Source organism: Mycolicibacter sinensis (assembly GCF_001667375.1).
Lineage (GTDB): Bacteria > Actinomycetota > Actinomycetes > Mycobacteriales > Mycobacteriaceae > Mycobacterium > Mycobacterium sinense_A.
The window spans coordinates 161,679-182,320 of sequence record NZ_LZIN01000075.1 but is presented as its reverse complement, the minus strand read 5'-3'; the positions used below and the strand labels follow the sequence as shown (position 1 = coordinate 182,320).

The following is a 20,642-nucleotide window of genomic DNA, read 5'->3' as shown; positions in this document are numbered from 1 at the left end:
TGTGTGAGGAGTTCCGTCCGGCGCGGTCTGAACCCGCGCAAAAGATCCGTACTACGAATCCCTACGGCTCGCCGGCAGTCCGTCGGTAATAGCATCGGGTAAAGACGTCAGGAGAGCTGCCGGCAGCATGCCCGACGCATAACTCCTGCTCAACACCGGGATGAAGATGAGTCAGACTACCAACGCGGTCGCGGGCCGGCCGCGAGATCCGATGCTTGAACAGCGGGTACGCGACGCCGCGGTACAGCTCTATGGTCGGGTCGGCTGGGCAGGTTTCAGCATCGATGCGGTCGCCCGGGAAGCTCGCGTCGGCAAGTCATCGATCTATCTGCGCTGGTCGGACAACACCGCCTTGCTCTTGGACACGCTCCAGGCACGAATCGAGGTGCCATACGACGTCGACACCGGTTCGGTGCGCGGTGATCTCCTGGCCATTGCCGGCAGCATCTTCGAGTTGTTGACGGGGGACGCGGGGGACGCGCTGCTGCGGCTGTCCGCGGAGGGGCGACTGGTCCCCGAACTCGCACCGCGCTGGGAAGACTTCATGACTGGCAATGTGACGGCGATGCGCAACATCACCCGTCGGGCGATTGCACGCAACGATCTGCCGGCGGGCACCCCCATGACGCTATTCCTCGACGCGCTGTTCGGCGGCCTGTTGATGCATTGCCTGGCTACGCCACCGTCGCGGATGGCCAAGCTGGCCAAGGAATCCGACAGCTACACCGAAGGCCTGGTCGACCTGGTGTTGACGGCCGTCACTCGGCGGCAATAAGCGCTGAGTATTTCTCGACGAGCTCGCGCTTGTAGAGCTTGCCGGTATCGCTACGCGGCAACTGCGCCTCGAAGGCCAACGAGCGTGGACATTTATAGTGCGCCAATCGATCCCGAAGCCAAGCGATCAGCTCATCGGCGAACTCAGTCGTGGCATCCACCGGGTCCACGGTCTGCACCGCGGCATGCACCGACTGGCCCATCTCGGCATCGGGGATCCCGAAGACCGCAGCATCTAGCACCTTTGGATGGGTGATCAGTATGTTTTCGGCTTCCTGCGGATAGATGTTGACTCCGCCGGAGATGATCATGTGGTGACGACGGTCGGTGAGAAACAGATAGCCGTCCTCGTCCACATAGCCCACGTCCCCGACCGTGGCCCAGCCGTCACGGTTGCGTGACGCCGCGGTCTTGGCCTCGTCATTGAGGTAGCTGAACGTCATGCCGTCACCGAAGTAGATCTCCCCCGCCTCGCCAGGTGGAAGTTCTCGGCCGTCGTCACCAACGATGTGCGGAACCCCGACCAGCGGCCTGCCCACCGAACCCGGGTGCGCCAGCCACTCTTCGGCAGTGATGTACGTGCTGCCCGCGCCTTCTGAGGATGCGTAGAACTCATCGAGAATCGGCCCCCACCAGTCGATCATCTGCTGTTTGATACCCACCGGACAGGGGGCCGCCGCATGTACCACGCGAAGCAGACTGGACAGGTCGTATGAACTGCGCACGTAATCAGGCAGTTTCAGCATGCGCACGAACATAGCGGGCACGAACTGACCATGCGTAACCCGGTATTGCTCAATCGCGGCAAGTGCTCCTTCGGCATCGAACGTCTCCATGACCACGGTGGTGGCACCCATCGCCTGAGCCGACATAGACCAGTAGGCGGGAGCTGTGTGGTACACCGGCGCAGGGTTTAAATACACCGAATCCCGACCGATGCCGAGCCTGTCGAACATCGGTGTCAGCAGCATCGGCGCGTCCGCCGGGGTGAGGCCGCTGAGCTGGCGGATAATCCCCTTAGGTTTCCCGGTGGTGCCCGACGAGTACTGCAGCAAGTCACCTTCACGCTCATCGGGCACCGGCGTCTCGGGATGATCGACTACGCATTCCGGATAACGTCGCCAACCTTGGATTTCAGCATCAGCGATCATGCGCAACGCGGGCATTCGAGAGCCCAAATGTGTGTCGATCCCACGGCAGAGGTCGACGGTAGCCCGCGCTCCGAACACCGCAGCGGCTCCGCTGTTCGACACGATGTAGGAAGACTCAGCGGCCGTGAGATGAGTGTTCACGACGACGTAGTACAGGCCGGTTCGGCGCGCAGCCCACATCACTGCGTGAATGTGCTCGTTGTTGTCCATCACGACCGCGATCACGTCGCCCTCGCGTAGACCTGCCTTCCGAAAATGGTGGGCCAGTCGGTTCGCACGGACCTCCAACTCGGCGAAGCTCACGGTCGTCCCGGACGGATGCAGGACGAGGGCGGACTTTTGCGAATCTCTGAACTGACGTATCTGCACCGGTTCTCCCACATCGTCGTCGTGTGCGGTGCTTACCTCACCGATTCACGTGAAAGGCGGCGTGACTGAATGGATCACGTTAATTATGATTATATAGCTTGATCTGCCACATACACCCACATTGGCAACGCCGACGCCGATACCGATTCGCGCACCAACAAACGCAAGCCCCGCACGCGCTGAGGGGCGCTGCGGGATGCCCGGCACCCCGCAGCCATCTGCTCAGATCTGCAACGGGGGAATACCGTTGCGGGGAATGGTGATCACGACATCTCCGGACTCGTCGGGAACCAGGCGACCGGTATCGGTGAAGATGATCAGGGCGTCATCGGTGATGGCGAAGTTCTGATAAAAAGCCGGGTCGAGGCCGTCCTTCGGTGAGAGCTTGTAGTGCCGGGCCAGTTGCTGACCTTCTATATCTGCCGCTGCATAGGGGTAGATCGCCTCGAGCGGTTTGGAATCGGGTGCAAACAGGTCGCGAAAGCCCACCGCGCGGTTCTTGTTGTGGGCGAAGGTGAAGGTTTTGTATCGCGAACGCGGAACGACAGAATCGACATCCAGTCGGGTGAAGATCTTCAGCACGGTGGATTCGGTGCCCTGCCACGGTTCTCCGTAGGCCTGCGCACCGGGGAACCGCTGCCCCAGGCTCGGTACCACGCGCAACGGTTGGCCCGATTTGTAGTCCTCCACACCGACGGACATCTGATACGGCAGGTTCTTCGCGCCCGGTGCCTCCGCCGCGGCGACAAATGTCTTATGCAGTTGATGGACGTAGTCGGCGAGAGCCTGCCCATCGGGGTAGTCGACCCCGAATCTCATGTCGATGCTATACGCGTCGGTGTCCGCGCTGACATGACATATGGTGCCGGCCTGGATGTTGCCCCCCAGCTGGCGGCAGGCATCGACGGCAGGGCCACCCAGTGCCGGAGGGTCGGCCGAACCGATTGCCGACACCCCGAAGATGGCAACGGCGGCGACTGCCGCAGTGACGCCGCAGGCCCGCAATGTCGCGACCATACGCATGCTCGACTGACTCCTTCTCCGAGTTTATCGCCGCGCTAGCCGCTGGCCACGATGGCGCTGGTAGCGATGAAGCTTCTGGGCGGGGTCGACGGTGAGCCCTGCCTGCCGTCGTCACTGATCGCGCTCATGCCGTACTTGGTGTACGAGCAGTCGCCGAACACCTCGAACGACAGGCCTTGCAGGACCGTGGCCTTGACGGCCTTGTCCTCGTGGCTCCCCGGCCCACCGGTCTGATCGTCGGCATAGCCGGACAACATTCGCGCCTTGAGCGTCTTGTAGTCCGCCTTACGCAGCACTGCCATCACCGTCGCGTCCTCGGTGGGCAGAAACCTCCCGGTATGCGTGACCCACCCGTGCACCTCCTTCGCCGTCTTATCGGTGATCTCAGTCAGCTTGGGATCAAGCTGCAGGGGCGGACAGCCGGCCTCGCTGCGAGCCGCATCGAGCGCCGCCTTCAGTACATCGGCAGTATCCGCGTAGGCCGTCGGTACGCTGCAGAACACCGCCACCATAGCCACCCCCATGACGCCGACGGTCACCCCGCGGGACCCCGGCGCCCGCGTGCCTCGCCTGTTGAACATTCGATGCCTCTGCCGTTACTACTTCTGACCGACCACTGAGCCGATGCCACCGACTTCACTGATCTGCCAGTCTTGGTTGCTGTCGATGGTCACGCTGTAGGTCGCGGTGGACTGCAGGCCCTCGGGCGCCTGCATGGTCTTGGTGTTCACGCCCACGAAGGTGTCGACGACGTATGCGCCGTTGTCGGTGGAGCGCACCTTGGCCACCAACGGCGTGGCTGTGGAGTGCCACTGCAGCGGGACCAACAGCTGCTCCATCGACTTGCCGGCGTCGGTGAGCTTGTCGCGCAGTTCCGGGGTCGTGTTGGCGACGAGATTCTCCTTCCACCTCTCCAGGTCCTTGAAGTCGATCCGGGCCGCCTTGACTGCGTAGTCGAGGGCTATCTGCTCGGCGCGATGATCGTTGGCGGTCTTCTGTTCCGATGCCGTCACCTTGGCCTTCTCCCCCAGATAAAGCCAGGTCAGAATGCCGATCACCGCCACCGCCGCCACGGCCAGCACCCAGGAGACGAGGGTTCGTACCGAGACCGAAATCTGGCGACCAACGCCCGTTTTCGGCTCCGGTACCGATGATCCTGCCGGTTCGGCCGTCTCGGTGTCCCCGCTGGTGGCGCTGTCGTTCTGGTCGGCAGCGCCGTTCTGGTCAGAGATGGCACCCACCTCCTCGTCTGTCGTACTGGCCCTCGTGGTCAGCATGGTCGATACCTCTTGCCTATCCTGCCGGAACCGCAACATGCAGGTCGATGGATCCGTCTTCCGGAACGGTCGCCTGCAGGTTCTTCATGATTTGTGTGCTGTCGATGTTGCGCAATGCGTTCGCGATCAACTTCAGGTTTCCCGACGTCGCGGTGCCCAAGAACTTCAGGTCAGCGCCACGGTCATCGAGGAACTTCTGAAGGCGGCCGAGCAGTGCACTGAAGGTCAGGGTGTCGGTCGGTAGCAAGAACAGCCCGGCCATCCACACGTCATTCCACGGCAGGGCGATGGCGGGCCCGATGTCCTTGATCGGCGGTGCGCTGGCGGTCAGCGCCGGTCCGACGAAGCCCGCGTTACGCAATAGGGTCTGCAGGTTTCCGAGCAGCTTTTGCCCGGTCCCCTGGAAATCCGCTGTGGTGTTACGCAGCACCAGGCTTGAGTGAGCAAGGTTGGGCAACACTACATCCGGGTCCGGTAGGCCGGCGTCGGCCTCGTCGACCACGCGGCTCAACTGTTCGGGATCGAGCTCGTTGAGCACCCGCACCACGCTGGTACCTAGCTCGGAGATCGACGGTGGTTGTCTCACATCGCGTGGCGCGATCTTTTGTCCGTCGCGTAGCACCGGGCCGCCGCTGCTGCGCGGCTCCAGCTCGATGTACGACTCACCGAGTGCCGACAAGTTATCCAACCGGACGGTGCTATCCGTCGGGATCTTGTGTGCGCCATCGACATAGAAATGGATCGTGGCGTGAGAGGTTGTGGTGTCGATGCCGGTCACCTTGCCTACCGGAACGCCGCGCAACAGCACGTTGGATTCGACCACGATGTTGTTGATCTCAGGTACGTCCATGGACAGGTTGGTCCGATGCTCGGGGGGACGGACTGTGATGCCCAACGAGCCGACGTACATGACGAAGCCCAGCACCATCACCAGGAAAATGACGAACGAGCCAAGGGCAACGCCAGTCTTCAGCCTCATTGCATCGCTCCGATCATGCGCAGCACGTCCTGGAGGTTGTTGGTCAGATCACGGCCGTCCGTGTCGACAACCGAGGTGATGTTGATGGCCGGGTATTTCTCGTTCGGCAGGATCTGGTCGTTGACCAGACGCTCCCACTTGTGCACCTCTTCCTCAAAGACCCACTTGCCTTTTTGCATCGCCGACACCGCGGCGACGGCCGAGGCCAGCGTCGGCACTAACCAGTAGCCGTTGTAGTAGATGCTGCCGATTGTGGGCATGAGTGGTGCCATGAAGTGCGTGAGCACGAAGAAATGCGCGAAACTTTTGACGCCTAATGGGGTGAACCATGTTTCGAAGTTACTGGTGTTCTCGGCCATCAGAGCTGCCGACTTGGCGAAGCCGTCCAGCCACAGGTCGACATCGTCGATGTTGTCTGCTAGGTCATCGAGGTCGGTGGCCACCCGGGCGGCCATCGCACGGATCTCAGGACGCGGCGGGGTGATCCTGTTGATCTTGATCACCGTGTCCTGTGCTCGCTGGATCGACCCGCTACCGACAAAGTTAGCCATGCTGGCCATGGTGTCTTCCAATTGCGGTGGAGACGTTGTCTGGGACAGGGGAACTCGTTCACCCGGACGGAGCTGGTGCCCCGATGACGCGGCATCGGTGTTGCGCTCCAATGCCACATAGGTGTCCCCGAGAACAGTAGCCTGCTGCAACACCGCGTGAATGTCCGACGGTACGACGACACCATCGTCGATGCGCAAGGCAACCGCCACACCGCTGGCCTCCAGCGCAATGTCGCGGACCGATCCGACCCGGGTGCCATCCATCACAACCTTGGCGCGGTCGGGCAGATTGAGCACGTTGGCGAACTCCAGAACAATCTCGTAACCGCCGGTGGCATTGGTGCCGGGCACGGGAAGCGAATCCACGCTCAGAATGTTCGTCCCAGCGCACGACGACAGCGGCAGCATCAACCCGCTGAGGACCGCGACTGTGGCTAACCGAATGCGATGCTTCATCGGCGGGAGGCCTCCAGCAGTACGTATTGCAGAAGGGCGACGTCTACCGCATAGGGCTGTCCATTGACATCGGCACAGCTGCCCGGCATCGACTGATTCATCATTCCGCAAGTCACCAAACCGTCCGGGGTGTGTACCCGGTAAATCGGTGGTCGCCAACGTAGGGTGTTGAACTGCTTGTTGTTCAGCTCGTAGGAGAACGTATTGATGAAGCGCGGCACCGGATTCAGTAAATTGACAATGCCTTTGTAATGCGGGCTCAGGTGGCGGATGGAATCCGACACGATGTCCAGGGTCAGCTGGATGTCGTCGCCGAGTTGAGTCTCGATATCGACTACCACCCCGACCATCGGATGAATCACGCTGGCCAATCCATCGACCCCACCCACAGCCTTGACCAGCTCCGGAGCAACCACCGGAGTGTCAAGCAAGATCTCCTTGGCTGGAGAGCGGTTTCGCTCCAACATCGAGGTCAGCTCGGTGACATTGCGGACGATCTGACCGATGTCGGCGATGGCCTGGTCGGGGCTGTCCAGCAGCGCCGAAGCGTTGGTCAGCAGACGGTTCAGCTTGGGCCCGTTGTCCTTGGCTGACTCGTCGAAACCGCGCAGCGCATCCTTGAGGTTGTCCGAGCCTGCGGGGCTGATGCCGTTGACGAAATTGGTCGCCGAACCGATCACCTGGGAGATGCTCAATGGGGTCATCGTTCGCTCACGGACGATGCAGTTGCCCGGCTGCAGTAGCGGACCCGACTGATAGTTGCCGACCAGTTCCAGGGAGCGGTCGGCCAGGATCGACGTCGATCGGGTAACCGCCTTGACATCGCTTGGTAGCGGACGGTTTTCGGTGATCGTGAAGTCAATCTTGACATCGGTGCTGCCTGGGGTAATGCGGTCGATGGTACCGATCTTGTACCCCATCTGGGTCACCCAGTTACCGACGTACAACCCAATGCTGTCGGACATATGCGCACAGAATTGCTGGGTCACCGCCGTTTGTTGCGCATCGGCCCGTCCGACACAAGAAGTAGCACTCAGCGCAACCGCCACTGCCGCAAAGCCGCCGAGGATCCGCAGGGGGAGGTGAGAAGCAGTCATCATCAGCACGGGCTCCCATGAACCGGAATGCAGATATCGGTGGCCAGCAGCTCGGGCCGGGTAAAGTTGTTCTGCTTGTCCAGCGCCACTTCCATCCGATCGTGGATACGCTGCAACCAGCGGACGGCCGCACCATGACGCACCTCGATGGTGCGAAAATCGCCTAGTATATTGCGGATCCGATCCAGGAAGTCGTCGCGGTGTGCGAAGTAATCATCGAGCAGCGGACTCAGGATCCAGCCGACACCGCCCAACCGGGTCAGTCCATCGCTGAATGCCTTGCCGTACAGGACCAGTGTCTGCTCCAGGATCGAGATGCGGCGCAGGTATTCCTCCATCTTGCCGCTGTATTTGGCTAGCCGATCGATGTATTCGTCGGACAGATCCAGGATTTTGGTGATCTGGCCGCGCTGCCGAGTCAATGTATCGACCACGCTGTTGCCTGCGTCCAGAATCGCACCGACGGTCTGGGTGTTGGTCCCGGTCAGTGCGGTCTGTAGTTGATCGATGGACTCCTTGATCGGACGGGTCGACACGCCTTCGGTGATCTTGGTGGAGTCGGTCAGGATCTGCATCAGGTTATAGGGCATGGTGACACGCTCTTTGGGAATCGGTTTGCTGCCCAGAGGTTTACGTCCCATCGGAATAACGGTGACGTAGTAGCCGCCGACGACGGTGAGCATCCGGACCTGGATCTGCGACTGATCACCGACGAAGGCCTTCTTGTTGACGCTGGCCCGCACCCGGATCTGATCGGTTTCGAGGGCCAAGTCTTTGACCGTGCCCACCACGACGCCGGCTACCCGCACGGTATCTCCGACGCGCAGCGAGGCGGCATCATCTGTGTAGAAGGAGAATAGGGTCTCACCCGGCGGCTTGATGTAGAGCATCGCCGTCACCACACCGATGGCGGTGATCAAAGCCAACGCCGCAATACCCCAGAACCGCTGGGCTCGTATCGAACTCACTTCTTGCATAGCACTATCCGTTGTCCATTGAGCAGAACGTCGACTGCCTCGGGAAGTTGGGGGCGTCCCTTCGAGCACGGCACCGGTCCGCCGTTCTCGGGTGGCGGAGGAATGTTCTCCCAGATCACCGGCGTCCGCTTGAATGCCTCGATGGCGTCATAGGTGTTGGTTAACGCCTGATCCAATGCCCTCGAGGGCTCCATGCCGGGCCGCAGGCCCAAGGCGGCCAACAGGCGGATAACCGTGTCGTTGAAGTCTTGACCGGCGATCTGCGACTTGCGGAATTCGTCGGCCATCGAAACCGCTTGGTTGATGGGTAGTTCGATCTCGTCGAGCATCTGTGCCAGATACTCCGAGCGCCCCTTGACGCCGTCGGCCAGGGTGTTGAGGTTGTGCACCAGCGTAGCCACGACGTCCTGCCGGTTGGCGACGAACCGGGTCAGCTTGTGGATGCTCTCCAGCATCGGCTCCAGGCCGCCGTCGTCACCCTGCAGGAAGGCGACGGTGTTGTCGGTGAAAGTGTTGATCTCTTCAGGACTCAAAGCGGCCAGCACCGGTTGCAGACCGTTGAATAAGACCGTGATGTCAAACGACGGCTGGGTCATCTCGGTCGGCACATCGGTCACCTTCGTGGCGCCGAGGAGGTCGCCTTCGGCAGGATTCTGGACGTCGACGTAACGCAAGCCGGTTAGCGCCTGGTACTTCACCGCCAGACGGGTGCCGGGCACGATGGTGAAGCGGTTGTCCAGCGTGAAGGTCAGCTCGGCGACGCTACTCCCGTCGTCGTTGCGCTGCAGGTCGATGCTGTCCACCTTGCCGACGCGGACGCCACGGACCCGTACGTCGGCGCCGTCGGCCAACCCGGATACGTCGGTAAACGCCGCGTGGTAGGTGGATGTCGGCGCTTGCACCGGTTGCCGGATGGCATTGGCGATGATGACCAGCAGCAGCACGCTGAGGACGCTGACCAGGGCAAATCGCCACAGTGCGGAGATCGGCTTCATGACGGCTGTCCAGTCCGTGCGGGGTGCTGCTCAGCTGGTAACGGCTCGCTGGGCTGGGCCTCGCTCGGAGCCGGCACCAGCAGCGGAGGGGGTTGAGCGGACCCGGGCTCCCCCGGTCCATATCCGAGCGGTGCCGCAATACCGGGGAGTCGATCCAGCACGATCCGCACCTGCAGCGAGTGCTGGTCAGGCGAGCTGCCATAGATGCGCTCGAACCGTCCGCGCAGATCCATCACCGTCTCGGCGAAGTCCTCCGGGCTGAAGATCTCCGGCACCGTATCGACCAACCCGCGGATGCTCTCGACCAGCGGGAACAGGTCATCGACGTGCGAGGACTCCAACTTGCCGATCTTGCCGAACAGGTCGGTACGGGCCTTGTCCATCAGCGGCACAACCTGCCGATCGAAGAACACGTCATTGTCCCGATTAGCCAGCCAGAATCGATCACTGGCGTCGTATCGCTGCTTCTGCTTGTCGTCCACGATCTTGTAATACTTCGACTTCTCCTTGATGCGCTGCGAAGTCTCGGGGTTGTGGCCGGTTCCGTAATAGGTATTGATCATGACGTCGGCCGAACTCGTAGCGGCATCGATGACCGAAGGCAAAGCGCTGCTGATCCCAGCTGTATTCTCCAGCAACTGAGCAGTACTGACGGTTTGCACCTTCGCCAAGGCACTACCCACAATCAGCGCGGTCTCCAACAATGGGTTGAGCCCATCGACATATCGCGTGGCCCGTTCGAATACCCGGATCAGGCGCTCGTCGAAGACCCCGTTGGTCAGCGCACCCAAGCGGTACAGCAGCGCCTGCAGGCTGAAGTTGCCCTCCGGGGTGATGTCCAGCTGCATGCCGCTGCGCAATGGCCGGCCGCCTTCGCCGGGCGTCAGGTTGATACCGGTGATGCCAAAGTAGTTCGCCGCGCGGTAGTCAATCTGCATGGTATCGGTCAGCCCGCGCGTGGGGCCCGATTGCAGAGCGGCTTCCATCCGGACTCCGCCGCCGGCGATGCTGGCGATGGACGTAACCTCGCCGACCTTGACGCCGTGCATGATGACGGGCGTCTCGGCCTGCACCCCCTGTCCGACGTACGGGGCTTCGATGACCACGGCAAGGGTCTCCGCCGCACTGCCTCCCGACGGTTTGAATGTCGCATAGACAGTGGACGCGATGACGACGCATGCGACGGCGATCAGACCGACCCGTTCGAGGATGCGGGCTTCGTGTTGCTCAGACGCGTGAAGGATCGTCATGGTCGTCTATCCCTTGAAGAGGAAGGTCGGCTTGAAACCCCACATCATGATGGTCATGATCAGGTCAAGGGTCATCACGGTCACCAGGCTTGCGCGCACCGCACGTCCCGATGCCTCACCGACTCCCACCGGCCCTCCCGACGCGAAATAGCCGTAATAGCAATGGATCATGGTCACCGCGAAGGCAAACACCGCGGCCTTTATCGTCGAGTACGTCAGATCCAGCGGAGACAGGAACTGAACGAAGTAGTGGTTGTACGTGCCGCCCGGTGCGTGATAGAGCCCCTGGATCATGAAATTCGAGATGAAGAAGCTCGTCAGCATGGCCAAGGCATAACCGGGGACCACGATCAGCATGCAGCCGATGAGCCGAGTGCCGACCACATACGGAATCGGCCGCAGACCCATCACCTCGGTGGCGTCGATCTCTTCGGCGATACGCATCGAGCCGATCTCGGCGGTCATGCGGGTGCCGCATTGCGCGGCGAAGGCGATGCCGGCGACCAGCGGACCCATCTCACGGACGTTTGCCAGCCCGCCGACGATGCCCGACAATGCGCCGAAGCCGATCATGTTCAGCGTCGACCAGGCCTCGATGGCGACCATGCTTCCGATCGCCAAACCCAGCACCACCAGCACACTGATCACACCGCCGTCGACCAGTAGTGAACCGCGCCCCCAGGCGAGGTTGACCATCCGATCCAGCGTCTCCCGGCGGTACTTGCGAACGGTTAGCGGTAGCAGATAGACGGTCTGCGCAATGAAGATCACCCACCGCCCTGCGGTCCGGAAGAACTGGCGAAACGGTGCGGTGATCCGCACCCAAACTTTGTCGCCGAAGCGCGAGGGGACACCTACTAGGGAACCCATATCAGGCCACCTGCATGGGGAAGAACATGGTCTCGATCTGGGTGATCGCCAGGTTCGCTATGAAAATGCCTACGACGTTGAGCACGACCGCGGCGTTCACCGCATCGGCCACACCGCGGGGGCCGCCTTTGGCCTCGACGCCGCGGAGGGAGGACACGATCCCGACAATCGCGGCGAACACCACCGCTTTGCCGAGCGCGAACCAGACGTCGACCATCTTGGCGAATGAACCGAAGGACATCCAGTAGGTTCCGGGCGCCACGTCGCTGACGGCCAAGGACAGAATGAAGGAGGCAGTCACTGCCGAGGCGATGATGATGCCGCAGAGCACCGGCGCAAGCACTATGAGCGCGAGGAACCGCGGGACCACCAGATGCCGGGTCGGGTTCACCCCGATGACCCTCAGGGCGTCGAGTTCTTCGCGAATCGCCCGGGCACCCAGATCGGAGGCGATCGCCGACGCCGCGGCGCCCCCCATCAGCAGACCAGCGGTGATCGGTGCGCCCTGCCGAACAATGCCGACACCACTGGCGGCGCCCACCAGGGTGTTCGCACCTACCTGATTAATTAGCCCCGAAACCTGAACGGCCACAAGCGCACCGATCGGAACAGCCATCAGAATCGCGGGCAGGGCAGTGACCTTGTAGAGCGTCCAGGCCTGAGTGATGAGCTCGCCGAGCGGTAGCCGACCGGAGACGGCGTCGGAAACGCTGAATCGGATGACGTCGAAGAACATCCTGACGGCGCGGCCGACGGTCTCTGCCGACTGGACCGGCCGCTGGGCAAATGCCCTGACCGGTTTGGTCAGGCTCCGGCGCGCCTTGCTGGCCGGCTTGATTTTGTTGGACTTGCCGACCTTGTGGATCGCAGGCGCCTGGCGCGGCGCCTGACCGAGGTCAGGGAGGTCGCGTAGATCTGTGGTCACGATGCCACCCCCCATCGGCGGCAGGCTGGGCCGCGCCGCGGCGCCGACACTGCGGGGCACGGCAGCAGGAGACCTACTGCGCTAGTCGGCCCGGCAAGTCGCAGGGCGGCAAACTCGAGATCGATCAACGTCCACCCTCACGCAGAAGACAGCAACTCCCGGTCACTATGGCCGAAGCAACCCGTCCGCAGGGCTGATTCGGCCATACGCCGCCAGAACCCGCACCACATCCCACCGTCGTTACCTCCATCGCGTGGCCACTCGGCTATCCCACAGTTGCGTGCCGCGCAAACCGCGCCGCGACGTTGTGAGCAATCACACTAACCAGGTAACCTAAATTCGTCAACGGAGCGCAGATTGGTTCCCGGCGAAGCGCACGTCGGCCGGAAGGAGCGTCATGTTCACAGACCGGGCCGGGGATTCCCGGTCGCCAACTCAGCTCACTCGATCGTCGTATCGTAATCAGGATCATACTAAATAAATTATCTAGATCCGTAAAACAAAACGCGACGCCGCGCGACCGCGCCGCCGTGGCTGAGAGGACACCGATTTGAGAACGCAGATCCCCGCTTGGCCGAGCGGCAGAAAAACCCAATCCGAAGATAGCTCAAGGGCATACCGGTATATATTGCCGTCCATGACTCGCACGCGAGCAGGCCTGATCGCCGTCATCGGCGGCGCGGTTTCGTTGCTGTTCGCCGTCTCGGCTCCCGCTGATCCGGCTACCGACTTCCTGAGCATGTTGCGCGAAAGAGGCTACGACCCAGGATGGACGACCTACGACGAAGAGATGACGCTGATCAACGCCTCGACGGCGTGCAACCTCATACACTACGACTACACGCCCGAGCAAGCCCGCGACTATCTGCGCCACCAATACCCCGATGTCGCGCCGGCTCAATTGGCCGTGCTCGTCAGCGTTGCTCAGCAGACGCTGTGCGGGCCCCAGTTCGCCCCGATCGAACCCGCTTGGTGAACGCGGTCGTCAGCCACCGAACAGCGAACGTATTCAAGGAGACTCCGATGCATGCCTACCTAGGTGCCACCGCCGCGCTGATGGCCATGGCCGGCGGGTTGTGCACCCCGGCAACCGCAGCGGCGGTCGGCAACGACTTCGCCATCAATGGGACCTTCGCCGCGGTATCCGATGGCCAATTCGCCACCACCGACTATGCATTCCACGGCGAGCAGACCGTGCGCAGCACCTGGACCATCGAGTCCGCCTGCACCAAGGACCGGGTATGCGGCGGCCAGGTGACCAGCGACGCAGGGTGGAGCGCATTGGCACGATCGGTCGATGGGCGTATCTGGAAGGTCGAGCGCGATCTGCCCGGTTGGCAGATCTGCCCGGACGGCAGCACCTCCCCCGGTCACCAGACCTTCACCTTCTATCCGTCAGATTCCAACGGCGTCACCAAGATTGGGTCCCCCTACCTGGAGGGCAGAGATAAGACGACGGGCGTCAGCGGAGCATGTGGGACATTCAAGTTCCTCACCGTTGTGATGCCGTTCCGGCTGGACAGAATAGGTTGATCCCGATGCCTAAGACAGATATAACGCAGACCTCGCGCGCCTGGATCCGTAAGAGCGCCGCCGCATTCGGCGGTCTCGGCGTGTTGGTGTCGTGTGTGCTCACATTGGCCGAGCCGGCCACCGCCAGCCCCGATGACCCACCCGTGCCACCGATGCCGGAAATTATTGTCACGTCGACCAATTGGGCTCCGACGGTGCGGCTACCTTACGACAAGATTGCCAATCACGTGACGCCGGCCGACATCACCGCCATGGGTGAGATGTGCCAGTGGTTCAACGCGCAATACCGCGACCTGGTACGCCAGATCGACCAGTTCGGCTTCAACCTGATACATGCGAGCAACGACTGGACGCACGGACAGATCCAGGCCCAGGCCGACGCAGTGGCCGCCAATATCGACCGCACCGAGGATTTCCTGGCCCCACGTGCACAGGCTCTGACCCAGACACAGGACTTCGCCGGAGACCAGTACTTCCCGGTATACCAAGGTGAGGCGTTCTACCGACTCTGGCAACATCTCTCAAATGTCGGCGTGGGCATCAAAGCCCGCAATACGGCGTGGGTCAACGGTTATGCTTCCGAACGGGTGAAGCACTGGGGAAGCAAGATCCACCGCTCCCACGCATGCGACTGATCCGGCCCGGTAGGGTCAGTCCTCGTCGACCTGCTCGAGCAGCGTGGCGTAGTCCGCCAACACATCCAGAAGTCTGTATTGCGGGGCAGTCAAACTCGGCCGATCCGACCGAATAGCCGAGGCAACCGCCACAGCATCGGCAGCATGCGATCCGCCGTCATACGGCCCCCCAGGTGTTGAACCGCTGGATGTCCTCGTAAGGCAGTCCGATCATCTCAGTGATGATGCAGACCGGGAACAACAGCGTGAACTCGCGGAACAGATCACCTGTACCCTTACGCTGAAACCGGTCGATCAGTCCGTGAACCGCGGGATGAATCGCTGTCTGCTGCCAGCGAGCCAGCGACGTCGCCGGAGACCTGGCGCATGGTGATCGACAGGACCGTGGATACCTACGGCCAGCTGAACGTGCCGGTGAATAACGCAGGCATCGAGTCGATCTCGACAGCCGAGGAGACCACCGACGAGGAGTCGGACGCCTACCCACCCTGCAGATCCATGTACGCCAACTCACCGCCGCCGGCACTCACCGAGCGGGCACGATGTTCACCACCGTCCTGCTACCGACGCGAACTGCTACCGTCGCACCGCCGTTCTCGTCACTGGTAAATGCGATGCACTGTCCATCGACCCACGCCTCATAGCGAGACTTCGGACGCAACCGGGCTAGCCGCAACGGAGCATCCGCCACCGATGCAGTGGAATTCCCCCTCAGTACCAAACGCAGATCGTCGCCATCGCTGACCGCGTACGCGACCATCACCTGCTCGAACGCGACGTGTTGCAGAATCGGCCCGGTGCGCGCGGATTCGGGCGCGGGTTGGGTGATGAGCCGTGTCCAATCACCCCGCTGAGTCAGCAACCCCTGGGCCACGAGCGCATTGGCGAACGTCGAGCCATTGGCGTATCGGCGCATACCATCCTGCGCGACAGGCTCGTTGTAGGCGTCCAGCGCCTGGTGAGCAGCATCGGCGATCTGCTGGTCACCGAATTCGCGCGCCGCAAACAAAATGACACCACGGGCGTACATGCCGGTACTCCGGTAATTGCCGGAATCCAGCATGAACGGCTTGGCTAGGTACGCCTCGAGTCCGCCGTTGTGGATATCGAGCACCTCCCGGCAGGCGATGGCCCACAGCGTGCGCGCGACCTCCGGGTAGACCGGCGCGATCCATCCAGCGGCCTGGAAGTACATGACCTCGCCGCCGAACGGGATCGAAATGCCGGTGTAGTCCGATCGGAATGGAATGAGTTCCCCGCCGGGAGTCATGAGTTCTTCACGCATCCCCCGCAGGAACGGTTCGCGCAACGCGTCCAGATAGCGGGTACCGAACGCGGCGTCATACGACGCCACGCTGTTGAGTCCGTAGATGTTGCAGGCCGAGTAGGTCCAGTTCGGCTCGCAGGCGAACACCGTCTGCGGCGATCGCCCGAAGTTCCACATCAGCGACGCGTTGAACGAATGAGCATCGTGGCGATAGGTCTTCTTCGGATCGCCCAGACCGAATTCGAGCGCGCCCGCACGTGCGAACCGGTCACTACTCGTGTTCGCGCTGTAGGTGTTCAGACAGATACCCGACCAACCGGTCAACATGATGTTCTCGAAGCCGGCCGGATCGTAATGGGTGCTCAGTCGTCCCCACAGCCGCTCCAACCGCCAGTACTTCCAGACCTTCGGCACGGTCAACTTCTCGATCAGCTGTTCCTGGGCCACAGACAGATAACCGTGGAAGTTCGGTGTGTAGTGCCGTTGCACCTGCGCCAGCGCGTATTGGACATGATTGATCTGGTAGCGCAACGCCGAGGGCTGGAACTGCTCAATGATGTCGAATCCGTTGAACTGGTTGACCGGCTGCAAGCCTAGGCTCAGCAGCCACTTCACGTGGCCCAGCTGGATTTCGTCGAGTTCGCGCGGCGCGGGGTCCTCGGGCAGCAGCCGTCGCTGCAAGGCGTCAAGGTCGGCGGGCAGATAGCTCGCACGTTCGGCACGTAGCCGTGCGCTGCGCCGTACCGCGAGAACACGCCGGACGATCGCCAAGACGACGATGACTCCGACGATCACCAACGCCACACCCATCGCACCGAGAAGCGGCGCAGGTTGTGGGTGAGCGGGCGCCAGGCCCCCGGCGACTGCCACCGCACCGAGCCAGGCGACGACGGGTGCCACCACATTGCCGGTGGCGAACCACGCTATGCAGGCGACCGCGAATACGAGCACAGAAATCGTGATTCCAAGCAACGTCCAGCTGCCGAAGACCAGGAATCCGGCTCCGGGGAATAGCAGGCCGAGGCCCGCGGCCTGCCATGCCGTCGACAAGCCGAAAAGTGTCGGCAGCACGCCGATCACGGCTATCAGCAGATAACCGGTCGCACTGCGACGCAGTCTCCGTGACGCCACCGGACCGTTGAATTTCGAGCGGCGGGGCAGGTCGGTCGAGTCGGTGCCCGATTCCCGCGTTGCGTTGTCGAGCAGAGTACTCATCGTGGGCCACCTTGTGTCGCAGGGAGGGGGGAACTGGCGGTCGGGAACAACACGGTGCGGTTGGCGCCGACCAACCCGTGGCGGTGCAGCCACTCGTTGATCCGGGTGAACAGGGCTGCGATCAGCAGACAGCACGCCATGGGCTACCGGCGTCCCTTCGCCCGTTTTGCAACGCGGCGAGTGGCGCCGCGCCGCTCCCAGGCAAGGTAGGTCTTCAGACAGCGGGTCAGGGCCCGAGGATATGGCGGAGTGATCAGTCGGGCGAAGCTGAACGGCAGCTTGCTCGTCGTCACGGTGCGCTGATGGGTGAACGTGTCGAAACCCGTCTTGCCGTGGTACGCACCCGATCCGCTATGTCCGACACCACCGAACGGGGCGGCCATCACCGCACAGTGCAGGGCGAAATCGTTGACCGATACGCCACCGCTGAAGGTGCGCTCGCGGAATTCCTCAAAGCCCCGGCCTTGCGGACCGAACCAGTAGGCCGCCAAGGGCGCGGGCCGCGCCGCGACGTAATTGCACACCTGCGACAGGTCGTCGTACGGCAGGACCGAGAGAACCGGGCCGAAGACTTCCTCATGTGCCAGGCGCATGTCGTCGGTGACACCGAGCGCGATCATCGGGGGGATGCGCCGTTGCCCACGATCCGGCGGGGTTCCGGTGTCGCGGATGGTGGCACCGAGGCGGCGGGCGTCCTCGATCAGCGCGATGACCCTGTCGAAATTCTTGTCATCGACAATGCTGACCATGCCGGCCTCGCCCTCGGTCGAGGCGGCCAGCCGGCCCTGTTCGATGGCGGCGTTCACGAATTGGTTGACGTAAGCACGCGGCACGAAAGCGTAGTCGGGGCACAGGCAGATCTGCCCACCGTTGGCAACTCGGGCGGCCATCACCCGCCGGGCCATCTCGGTGATGTCCGCATCCGCGGCGATCACGGCCGGGTTCTTACCCCCGAGCTCCAGGGTGACCGGCACCAGGTTCATTCCCGCCGTCGCAGCCACCAAGGCGCCGACGCCAGGTGATCCGGTGAAGAACAAATGATCGAAAGGCAAGGCGCTGAATGCCGCTCCGACATCGGCGCCGCCGGTGACCACGGTCAGTTCGGTTGGATCGAAGTACTCGGCGACCTTGGCGGCGAAAAGCTCGGCGGTGCGCGAGGTCACCTCGGAGAATTTGATCATCACCCGGTTGCCGGCGGCGAATGCCGACGCGGCGGGCTGCACCACCAGGCCGATGGGGAAATTCCACGGGCCGATGACCCCGACCACGCCGAGGGGCTTCTTCTCAACCACGGTGGGCATACCCATCAGTGCGCCGGAGCGAATGCGCTCGGGTCGCATCCATTTCTCGACATTGCGACGAGTCGCGCTGATATCGGGCAGGATTCCGGCCATCTCGGACAGCAGGTTGACCCCGTAGGGACGGTTTCCGAAGTCGGCGTGCAGCGCCGCGGCGAACTCGTCGGCGTTCTCGGTGAGCAGCAGGATCAGCCGGTCGATGCGATCGCGTCGGATGTCGACCGGCGGTGTTCCCGCCGTGAGGAAATCGGCGCGCTGTGCATCCAATAGTGCCCGCAATCGGGTGGCGGGGCCGGCGGCAGCCAACTCTGCCGTGTGCTGAACATCAGTGGACATGGGGCTCCATTCGAAATGCAGGTGATTTCGCCAGGCGTTTCATGAGGGGCAGCGTGACCACGGCGCAGGTGATGAGCATCAGCACGCCGCCGAGGCGTTGGTCGGTAGCGGCAGACAAGCCCAGCGGATTGACCTGGTGGGTATGGGATGCGGGCACGATGATCGCAGCCAGGCCCAGGATCGCCGCAACCTCCTGGCCGATGGTCAGGGCCGCGCGGCGCAGCGCCAGCGGAACACTGCCGGCGGTGAGCAGGATCGCCGACCAATAGCCCACGCCGATCACCACCGCCGCCGTAATCAGCCACCCGGGGACAGCGGTCAGCGCGGCGGCACGCCCGTGGATGGCGGGAAGATGCAGGACGATCAGGAGGGTCGAATTGGCGAGGACCGCGGCGATGACGCCCGCCATCCAGCCGGACGATCGCCCGGCCTGCTGATCAGTCCGTCCCCGCACCCCAGCGACGATCAGCAACGGAGCGGCCACCAAGACCACCTCCACGATCGCCATCGCGATCAGGTGAGACTGCAACGCGAGGGTCCGGACGGGTTCGGATGCCACAACGGCGATCAGACCCCCGGGGGCAGCGAAGGCAAACACTCGGTTACGGAAGATCTTCCAGCCCAGCGACAAAGCTGCGGTGAGAGCCGCGATCGTGAAAAAACTCACGCTCCAGTGGATCGGCATCGAACTGTCGTGCATACCGGGCTCGTGCTGGTGGTGATGAGCCGGCATCGAGGTCGCATTGGCGCGCAGCAGCACCGCGCCCACTGCCACCGCGACGGCCAGTTCGGCGACAGTCGCCAACCACAGGCCCGGCGACAGTCGAATGCCGCCCGGTGCGGTGGTTGAGCCCTCGACCATCGAGGTCATGGGTTCCGTACCAGGGTGGGCAGACGCTTCTGCGACACCACCCGGGCCATCAGCGCCGCCAATGTCGATCCCTTACCCACCAGTGCATGGACCTTGCCCTTGGCCAGGGCATCGTAGCCACCGCGAGCCACCTCGGCCGGCGAACCGGCCTTGTTTTTTTCGAACATGTTGTGCAGAAGGGATTTACCGCTGAAGGTGTCGATACCGCCGGCCTCGGCAAACTTGGTCTGGGTGGCCCCCGGCGTCAGACACGTCACAGTGACGCCGAATGGTCTTAATTCAGCGGCCAGCGCGTAAGTGAAGGTATTGACGTAGGACTTGGTGCCGCAGTACGACGCCATCCGTGTCGAGGGCACCATGCCGGCGGTCGACCCCACGTTGAGGATGGCGCCGCGGCGACGGGCCTTCATCTCCTGGCCGAACAACATCGAGGTCATGGTCAGCGTGACCACGTTGAGTTCCAGCATGTTCGCCACCCGAGCGGGTTCCAGGTCCACCGCATCGCCGAAACATGCGAAGCCGGCGTTGTTGATCAAGGTGTCGGGGAACCAGTCGTGTTCGTGGGACCAATGCAGCAGCGCCTCGGCGGCATCCGGCTTGGCCAGGTCCATCTGCAGCGTCTCCAACCGATCGGCGGCGAAGCCGAAGTCCTTGGACAGCTGGTCGAGTTCGGATCGCACCAGGCTGACCGCCAGCACCCGCGAGCCGTCCTGCAGGTACAGCTTGGTGAATTCCTTGCCGATGCCCGATCCGGCGCCGGTCACGATGACTTTCTTCATTCCCTGCATCCTGT

The 20,642-nt window shown here is 62.6% G+C and carries 20 protein-coding genes; 4 read left to right on the top strand and 16 right to left on the bottom strand.

The features are described from left to right. Positions 1-166 precede the first annotated feature (166 nt). Complete coding sequence (locus A5771_RS15760) at positions 167-775, top strand: TetR/AcrR family transcriptional regulator (protein WP_064856242.1); 609 nt, start codon at positions 167-169, stop codon at positions 773-775. On the opposite strand, the gene fadD4 is transcribed toward A5771_RS15760, so the two are convergent. The 12 genes from fadD4 to A5771_RS15700 all read right to left on the bottom strand — a co-directional run bounded on the left by fadD4 (position 759) and on the right by A5771_RS15700 (position 12,694). After that, positions 759-2,294: a fatty-acid--CoA ligase FadD4 gene (fadD4, locus tag A5771_RS15755; protein ID WP_064856241.1), complete on the bottom strand. Its 1,536-nt coding sequence runs from the start codon at positions 2,292-2,294 to the stop codon at positions 759-761. The two genes, A5771_RS15760 and fadD4, sit on opposite strands and share 17 nt — an antisense overlap. A 222-nt stretch (positions 2,295-2,516) precedes the next feature. Then, a complete protein-coding gene (locus A5771_RS15750; protein ID WP_082947254.1) occupies positions 2,517-3,317 on the bottom strand; it encodes an RsiV family protein in 801 nt (266 codons plus the stop codon). Positions 3,318-3,352: 35 nt separating this feature from the next. After that, a complete protein-coding gene (locus A5771_RS15745; protein ID WP_064856114.1) occupies positions 3,353-3,856 on the bottom strand; it encodes a hypothetical protein in 504 nt (167 codons plus the stop codon). Between the two features lie 60 nt (positions 3,857-3,916). Then, a complete protein-coding gene (locus tag A5771_RS15740; protein ID WP_234783069.1) occupies positions 3,917-4,594 on the bottom strand; it encodes a hypothetical protein in 678 nt (225 codons plus the stop codon). 16 nt (positions 4,595-4,610) lie between these two features. Next, complete coding sequence (locus A5771_RS15735) at positions 4,611-5,573, bottom strand: MlaD family protein (protein WP_064856113.1); 963 nt, start codon at positions 5,571-5,573, stop codon at positions 4,611-4,613. Continuing rightward, the gene (locus tag A5771_RS15730) at positions 5,570-6,532 is read right to left on the bottom strand and encodes an MlaD family protein (protein WP_428844415.1); all 963 of its coding nucleotides are present in this window, start codon (positions 6,530-6,532) and stop codon (positions 5,570-5,572) included. Before A5771_RS15730 ends, A5771_RS15735 begins: the two co-directional genes overlap by 4 nt. A 44-nt stretch (positions 6,533-6,576) precedes the next feature. Beyond that, positions 6,577-7,680, bottom strand: a complete 1,104-nt coding sequence (locus A5771_RS15725; RefSeq protein WP_234783080.1) for an MlaD family protein — start codon at positions 7,678-7,680, stop codon at positions 6,577-6,579. Beyond that, complete coding sequence (locus tag A5771_RS15720) at positions 7,680-8,654, bottom strand: MlaD family protein (RefSeq protein WP_064856111.1); 975 nt, start codon at positions 8,652-8,654, stop codon at positions 7,680-7,682. The genes A5771_RS15725 and A5771_RS15720 overlap by 1 nt, the downstream gene beginning before the upstream one ends. Beyond that, positions 8,642-9,649, bottom strand: a complete 1,008-nt coding sequence (locus A5771_RS15715; protein ID WP_064856110.1) for an MlaD family protein — start codon at positions 9,647-9,649, stop codon at positions 8,642-8,644. The genes A5771_RS15720 and A5771_RS15715 overlap by 13 nt, the downstream gene beginning before the upstream one ends. Next, entirely contained in the window at positions 9,646-10,899 is a 1,254-nt protein-coding gene (locus A5771_RS15710; protein ID WP_064856109.1) for an MlaD family protein, read from the bottom strand. Before A5771_RS15710 ends, A5771_RS15715 begins: the two co-directional genes overlap by 4 nt. A gap of 6 nt (positions 10,900-10,905) precedes the next feature. Beyond that, complete coding sequence (locus A5771_RS15705) at positions 10,906-11,769, bottom strand: MlaE family ABC transporter permease (protein ID WP_234783068.1); 864 nt, start codon at positions 11,767-11,769, stop codon at positions 10,906-10,908. Position 11,770: 1 nt separating this feature from the next. After that, positions 11,771-12,694, bottom strand: a complete 924-nt coding sequence (locus A5771_RS15700; RefSeq protein WP_109401172.1) for an ABC transporter permease — start codon at positions 12,692-12,694, stop codon at positions 11,771-11,773. Positions 12,695-13,331: 637 nt separating this feature from the next. Between A5771_RS15700 and A5771_RS15695 the strand changes: the two genes are divergently transcribed. Genes A5771_RS15695 through A5771_RS15685 form a run of 3 tightly spaced genes read left to right on the top strand, consistent with a single transcriptional unit; the run spans position 13,332 to position 14,862 of the window. Then, entirely contained in the window at positions 13,332-13,670 is a 339-nt protein-coding gene (locus A5771_RS15695) for a DUF732 domain-containing protein (protein ID WP_064856108.1), read from the top strand. Between the two features lie 47 nt (positions 13,671-13,717). Then, positions 13,718-14,227 carry a hypothetical protein gene (locus tag A5771_RS15690; RefSeq protein WP_064856236.1) on the top strand — a complete coding sequence of 170 codons (510 nt, stop codon included), beginning with the start codon at positions 13,718-13,720 and terminating at the stop codon, positions 14,225-14,227. Positions 14,228-14,232: 5 nt separating this feature from the next. Next, on the top strand, positions 14,233-14,862 hold the full coding sequence (locus A5771_RS15685; RefSeq protein ID WP_234783067.1) for a hypothetical protein: 630 nt from the start codon (positions 14,233-14,235) through the stop codon (positions 14,860-14,862). A gap of 526 nt (positions 14,863-15,388) precedes the next feature. On the opposite strand, the gene A5771_RS15680 is transcribed toward A5771_RS15685, so the two are convergent. From A5771_RS15680 to A5771_RS15665, 4 genes are all read right to left on the bottom strand, one after another. Then, a complete protein-coding gene (locus A5771_RS15680; protein WP_064856107.1) occupies positions 15,389-17,344 on the bottom strand; it encodes a hypothetical protein in 1,956 nt (651 codons plus the stop codon). A gap of 143 nt (positions 17,345-17,487) precedes the next feature. After that, positions 17,488-18,978 carry an aldehyde dehydrogenase family protein gene (locus A5771_RS15675; RefSeq protein ID WP_064856106.1) on the bottom strand — a complete coding sequence of 497 codons (1,491 nt, stop codon included), beginning with the start codon at positions 18,976-18,978 and terminating at the stop codon, positions 17,488-17,490. After that, complete coding sequence (locus A5771_RS15670; protein ID WP_064856105.1) at positions 18,968-19,849, bottom strand: hypothetical protein; 882 nt, start codon at positions 19,847-19,849, stop codon at positions 18,968-18,970. The genes A5771_RS15675 and A5771_RS15670 overlap by 11 nt, the downstream gene beginning before the upstream one ends. Next, a complete protein-coding gene (locus A5771_RS15665; RefSeq protein ID WP_064856104.1) occupies positions 19,846-20,628 on the bottom strand; it encodes an SDR family NAD(P)-dependent oxidoreductase in 783 nt (260 codons plus the stop codon). The genes A5771_RS15670 and A5771_RS15665 overlap by 4 nt, the downstream gene beginning before the upstream one ends. Between the last annotated feature and the right edge of the window lie 14 nt (positions 20,629-20,642).

What these genes read in the sequence shown, in the direction of transcription:
- A5771_RS15715 (WP_064856110.1), bottom strand. Translation starts at nt 9,649, where the DNA reads ATGAAGCCGATCTCCGCACTGTGGCGATTTGCCCTGGTCAGCGTCCTC.
- A5771_RS15670 (WP_064856105.1), bottom strand. Translation starts at nt 19,849, where the DNA reads ATGACCTCGATGGTCGAGGGCTCAACCACCGCACCGGGCGGCATTCGA.
- A5771_RS15690 (WP_064856236.1), top strand. Translation starts at nt 13,718, where the DNA reads ATGCATGCCTACCTAGGTGCCACCGCCGCGCTGATGGCCATGGCCGGC.
- A5771_RS15675 (WP_064856106.1), bottom strand. Translation starts at nt 18,978, where the DNA reads ATGTCCACTGATGTTCAGCACACGGCAGAGTTGGCTGCCGCCGGCCCC.
- A5771_RS15685 (WP_234783067.1), top strand. Translation starts at nt 14,233, where the DNA reads ATGCCTAAGACAGATATAACGCAGACCTCGCGCGCCTGGATCCGTAAG.
- A5771_RS15705 (WP_234783068.1), bottom strand. Translation starts at nt 11,769, where the DNA reads ATGGGTTCCCTAGTAGGTGTCCCCTCGCGCTTCGGCGACAAAGTTTGG.
- A5771_RS15730 (WP_428844415.1), bottom strand. Translation starts at nt 6,532, where the DNA reads ATGCTGCCGCTGTCGTCGTGCGCTGGGACGAACATTCTGAGCGTGGAT.
- A5771_RS15725 (WP_234783080.1), bottom strand. Translation starts at nt 7,680, where the DNA reads ATGATGACTGCTTCTCACCTCCCCCTGCGGATCCTCGGCGGCTTTGCG.
- A5771_RS15720 (WP_064856111.1), bottom strand. Translation starts at nt 8,654, where the DNA reads ATGCAAGAAGTGAGTTCGATACGAGCCCAGCGGTTCTGGGGTATTGCG.
- A5771_RS15695 (WP_064856108.1), top strand. Translation starts at nt 13,332, where the DNA reads ATGACTCGCACGCGAGCAGGCCTGATCGCCGTCATCGGCGGCGCGGTT.
- A5771_RS15735 (WP_064856113.1), bottom strand. Translation starts at nt 5,573, where the DNA reads ATGAGGCTGAAGACTGGCGTTGCCCTTGGCTCGTTCGTCATTTTCCTG.
- A5771_RS15680 (WP_064856107.1), bottom strand. Translation starts at nt 17,344, where the DNA reads ATGAGTACTCTGCTCGACAACGCAACGCGGGAATCGGGCACCGACTCG.
- A5771_RS15665 (WP_064856104.1), bottom strand. Translation starts at nt 20,628, where the DNA reads ATGAAGAAAGTCATCGTGACCGGCGCCGGATCGGGCATCGGCAAGGAA.
- A5771_RS15750 (WP_082947254.1), bottom strand. Translation starts at nt 3,317, where the DNA reads ATGCGTATGGTCGCGACATTGCGGGCCTGCGGCGTCACTGCGGCAGTC.
- A5771_RS15760 (WP_064856242.1), top strand. Translation starts at nt 167, where the DNA reads ATGAGTCAGACTACCAACGCGGTCGCGGGCCGGCCGCGAGATCCGATG.
- A5771_RS15710 (WP_064856109.1), bottom strand. Translation starts at nt 10,899, where the DNA reads ATGACGATCCTTCACGCGTCTGAGCAACACGAAGCCCGCATCCTCGAA.
- A5771_RS15740 (WP_234783069.1), bottom strand. Translation starts at nt 4,594, where the DNA reads ATGCTGACCACGAGGGCCAGTACGACAGACGAGGAGGTGGGTGCCATC.